This is a genomic window from Sulfurimonas sp. (assembly GCF_032250635.1).
GTDB lineage: Bacteria > Campylobacterota > Campylobacteria > Campylobacterales > Sulfurimonadaceae > Sulfurimonas.
On sequence record NZ_JAVVFL010000195.1, the window covers coordinates 1 to 4016 of the forward strand.

Consider the following 4016-nt stretch of genomic DNA (forward strand, 5'->3'; position numbering starts at 1 on the left):
TTTGCATAAAGAGGGCATCTCTAAGATGCTTGTGAGCGACTACTACTCCCAAAAAGCTATAAGTGCCAAAGAGGCTTACTATGTGGTTGGGAGTGATGTTTATGGTCCGATGGGAGAGGAGCTTATACCTTTTGCAAAAGAGAGTGAGGCAAAAACTTTCTACATGGATCATAAAGGCTCAAAAATACTAAGGTTTGACGAGATAACAGAGATGGAGATTAAGAAGCTAGATGAATAGAAAAAGCACTATTTTTATCTACTCTTTTTTTGCTCTAAGTGCTCTTCTGTTTGCAGAGATAGGCTATCTTTCTCTAGCAAAAGGCATAGATGAAGCAGCACTGAAAAACAAAAGAGAGTTTGTAGAAACCGTGCAGCTTCCGGATCTTTGCATTGCAACAGAGGCTTCATATATCAGACATAGAAGCTTAAGCGATTTTTTCTCAATCTATAGAGATGACGGTACCCTAAGAGAGTACTTTGCGTCTACCTATGTTTATAGCAGTTTCGATATTTTAAAAGAGGAAAAATGAGAAGCAAGTTTAACCTCTACATAACCGAGTATGCCATAAACTCTCTGCTTCGCCAGAAATATAAAACATTTTTTATCTTCTTGGTTTTGAGCGCTCTTATATTTTTGCTTAGCTCGCTCTTTTTTATTACAAACTCTATAAAGCATGAGCTCTACTCCACCCTCGACTCACTTCCTGAGATAACTATTCAAAAGATTAAAGCTGGACGTCAAGATGAGATAGATATAAGGGTTGTAGATGATATTTTGCAGATGAGCGGTGTGCAGAGCGCAGTTGCAAGAGTGTGGGGCTACTACTACTTTGAAAATGCTGGGGTAAACTTCACTCTCGTTGGAATCGAAGAGTATGAAGAGCAGTACAAAGAGTCGCTCAAGGGTGTTGCAGACTTGCTTGATTTTGATGGCTCCTCTATGATGGTAGGCGAGGGCGTTAAGAGAGTTATGGATGAGAGCTACTACAAAGAGTACTTCAACTTTATAAAGCCTGAGGGAACTCTAAAGAGAGTTCACATAGGCGGCACATTTGAGGGCGATACCGAGCTTGAGTCAAACGACGTCATAGTTATGAGCAAAAAAAACATTAGAGAGATTTTTGGGATTGATGAGACAAAGGCGACGGACATAGTGGCAAAGGTTGCAAATCCAAACGAGATAGCGACCATTGCTTCAAAGATAAAGCTTATGTACCCAGATGCAAGAGTGGTTACAAAAGATGATTTAAAAATAAGCTATCAAAATATTTTTGACTATAAAAGCGGGGTTTTTCTAGCACTCTTTATTGTCTCGCTCTTTACCTTTTTTATAATTATCTACGACAAAGCAAGCGGACTTAGCAGTGAAGAGAAGAGAGAGATAGGGATACTCAAAGCTCTTGGATGGATGGTTGATGATGTTTTAAAAGAGAGGTTTTATGAGGGGTTTGTGGTCTCGTTTTTCTCCTACATGACGGGGACTGTTTTCGCTCTCTTTTTTGTTTATGTCCTAAGGGCTCCTCTTATGCAAAACATCTTTGTGGGCTACTCGCAGCTGAAGACATCCTTTAATCTCCCTTTTGTTCTTGATGTGCAGACCATGGCGCTCATATTTTTTCTAAGCGTACCAATCTATATAGCGGCTACGATTATCCCCGCATGGAGAAGCGCTACACTCGAAGCTGATGAGGTTATAAGATAGTGATAAAACTAAAAGATGTAGTCAAAGAGTATATGGCAAACAATGCAGATACTGTAACTGCTTTAAAAAAGATAAGTCTAGAGATTAAAGAGGGGGAGTTTGTAGTGCTTAGAGGTGCCAGCGGAAGCGGAAAGAGCACCGTTCTATCGCTTATCGCCGCACTTAGCAAGCCGACAAGCGGAGAGGTAGAGGTAGATGGAGATAAAATTTCCAAGCTTGCTGACAACTTCGCATCCGAGTATAGACGCCACAACATAGGGTTTGTTTTTCAAAAATACAACCTTATTTCTACTCTTAGCGTCAAAGAGAATATTATTTTGCCGCTTGTTCCCATGAATCTCAGCAAAAAAGAGATAGAGGAGAGACTCTTGAGAGTCTTAAAAATGTTTCATATTGAGCATAAAGCCGCTCAAATTGTCAAAAATCTCTCAGGCGGAGAGCAGCAAAGGGTGGCAATTGCCAGAGCAAATATTAACAATCCCAAGATTATTTTAGCGGACGAGCCTACGGCAAATCTGGATGAAAAGTTGTCGCTGCATCTTATAGAGATGTTAAAAGAGTTAAAAGCCGAGGGAAAAACAGTAGTGGTAGCAACGCATGACCCTCTCTTTTTCGGGCTCTCTTTTGCAGACAAAGAGATAGAGCTGCACCATGGAAGTATGCTTTAGATGTTTTTAACTCCCGAAGTTCTTGCAATATTTATCTTAAATGCAATATTTGCAATCTTCGCCTCCGTTGCATTTTTTCTTAGTGTTAGAATCTACCTAAAGTGGAACATGAACTCATCCTCCGCCTCTCAGTATGAGCTTGAGAAGCAGAGTTTTTTGGGTGCTACGATTATAAAGTATATTTTAATAACCAAAACAGCTCTTTTTCTCTTTTTTATATTTACGCTTGATAAGATTTCCAATGTTATAACCGGAGCCATGTGCGCGGCAGGCGTGGTCGATGCGACGCAGACAGGAGCTTCTCTGATTGTTTTAAAAATCTTAAATATCTATCTTTTTGCTCTGTGGCTAAAACTTCATTCACAAGACTTGAGCGATAAGCAGCAGCCCTATACAAGGATGAAATTTGGATTTTTTATACCTCTGTTTTTTCTCTTTGTGGCAGAGGTTATTTTAGAGACAGTTATGTTTAGCTCCATTGAGATTGACAAGATGGTAAGCTGCTGTGGAACTATTTACTCAAGCACTTCTACCTCCGCGATATCTTCGCTTTTTTTACTGGATACCTCTGTTTTGGTTGCTCTGTTTTATGGTAGTTACCTCTTGATTGTTCTATTTTATTTTGTAAAAAACAGATATATTTTCTCATTTTTAAATTTTCTTTTTATACCTATCTCGCTTATTTCTCTGATACTTTTTTTCGGCACATATATCTACGAGCTTCCATCACACCACTGCCCGTTCTGCTTTTTGCAGAGTGACTACTATTATGTGGGGTATCTAGTATATACTCTTCTTTTTTTGGGGACATTTCATGGAATATCTGTTAGTTTTGCAAAAGAGGGGGAGAGAAGCTACAAAACCTCACTTTTATTTAATTCTCTTTATGTTATATTATTGTCTGTGTATGTAGTTGTGTACTACATGAAAAATGGTGTTTTTCTATAGGGATGTATATGGTAAAGTTCAAGATTATTCTATTTTCGTTGCTAGTGTTTATGTTTTTAGGTTGTGAAAAAGAGGACAGTCGTGGTCTCGCAACAATACATTGGGACAGAGATATGTGCGATAGATGCGTAATGGTTTTAAGTGACAGAAAAAATACATTGCAGCTTATGGACCCCATTGCGAAAAGAGTATACAAATTTGATGATATTGGATGTATGGCTTTATGGTTCAATGAGGAAGATATCGCCTACAAAGATAGTGTTGCTATTTGGATTACAGATGCTCACACGGGAGAGTGGATAAACGCTAGAAAAGCATTTTACACAACTAACAATATAACTCCTATGGCATTTGGATTTAGTGCTTATAAATCAAAAGAGTTTATAAAAGAGGGCGAAGAAGTCATCGCCTACAATGAGGTATTAAAAAGAATAAAATGAGAGTACATTTAGAAAATATAGTTCTTTTTCAAAATATAGATGAAGAGACAATTAACAAGATAGAAAATTTTACTACGGAACACAGAGTTGCCAAAGATAATATTGTATTTTATGAGGGCGATGAGCCTAAATACCTATATCTTTTGGCCAAGGGTGTGATTAAGCTCTATAAAACATCATCAAACCATAAAGAGGTAGTGCTTAAATACTTTCACGACAATGAGCTTATAGGCGAGGTTGCAAATTTTGAGGGGATGC

At 38.3% G+C, this 4016-nt stretch carries 7 protein-coding genes; all 7 read left to right on the forward strand.

The annotated features are described in order from the left end of the window. The coding region (locus tag RQ763_RS10280) for a nitrous oxide reductase accessory protein NosL (protein WP_314152845.1) at positions 1–238 on the forward strand (238 nt) is incomplete at its 5' end. Continuing rightward, positions 231–530 carry a hypothetical protein gene (locus tag RQ763_RS10285; protein ID WP_314152847.1) on the forward strand — a complete coding sequence of 100 codons (300 nt, stop codon included), beginning with the start codon at positions 231–233 and terminating at the stop codon, positions 528–530. The genes RQ763_RS10280 and RQ763_RS10285, both read left to right, overlap by 8 nt. After that, a complete protein-coding gene (locus tag RQ763_RS10290) occupies positions 527–1702 on the forward strand; it encodes an ABC transporter permease (RefSeq protein WP_314152848.1) in 1176 nt (391 codons plus the stop codon). The genes RQ763_RS10285 and RQ763_RS10290 overlap by 4 nt, the downstream gene beginning before the upstream one ends. Next, entirely contained in the window at positions 1702–2370 is a 669-nt protein-coding gene (locus RQ763_RS10295) for an ABC transporter ATP-binding protein (RefSeq protein WP_314152850.1), read from the forward strand. Before RQ763_RS10290 ends, RQ763_RS10295 begins: the two co-directional genes overlap by 1 nt. Continuing rightward, the gene (locus RQ763_RS10300) at positions 2371–3318 is read left to right on the forward strand and encodes a hypothetical protein (RefSeq protein ID WP_314152851.1); all 948 of its coding nucleotides are present in this window, start codon (positions 2371–2373) and stop codon (positions 3316–3318) included. A gap of 8 nt (positions 3319–3326) precedes the next feature. Continuing rightward, entirely contained in the window at positions 3327–3758 is a 432-nt protein-coding gene (locus RQ763_RS10305) for a hypothetical protein (RefSeq protein WP_314152853.1), read from the forward strand. Then, the coding region (locus RQ763_RS10310) for a cyclic nucleotide-binding domain-containing protein (RefSeq protein ID WP_314152854.1) at positions 3755–4016 on the forward strand (262 nt) is incomplete at its 3' end. The genes RQ763_RS10305 and RQ763_RS10310, both read left to right, overlap by 4 nt.

Excerpts from the sequence above, each read along its gene's own strand:
- RQ763_RS10285 (WP_314152847.1), top strand. The coding sequence starts at position 231 with ATGAATAGAAAAAGCACTATTTTTATCTACTCTTTTTTTGCTCTAAGT.
- RQ763_RS10290 (WP_314152848.1), top strand. The coding sequence starts at position 527 with ATGAGAAGCAAGTTTAACCTCTACATAACCGAGTATGCCATAAACTCT.
- RQ763_RS10300 (WP_314152851.1), top strand. The coding sequence starts at position 2,371 with ATGTTTTTAACTCCCGAAGTTCTTGCAATATTTATCTTAAATGCAATA.
- RQ763_RS10305 (WP_314152853.1), top strand. The coding sequence starts at position 3,327 with ATGGTAAAGTTCAAGATTATTCTATTTTCGTTGCTAGTGTTTATGTTT.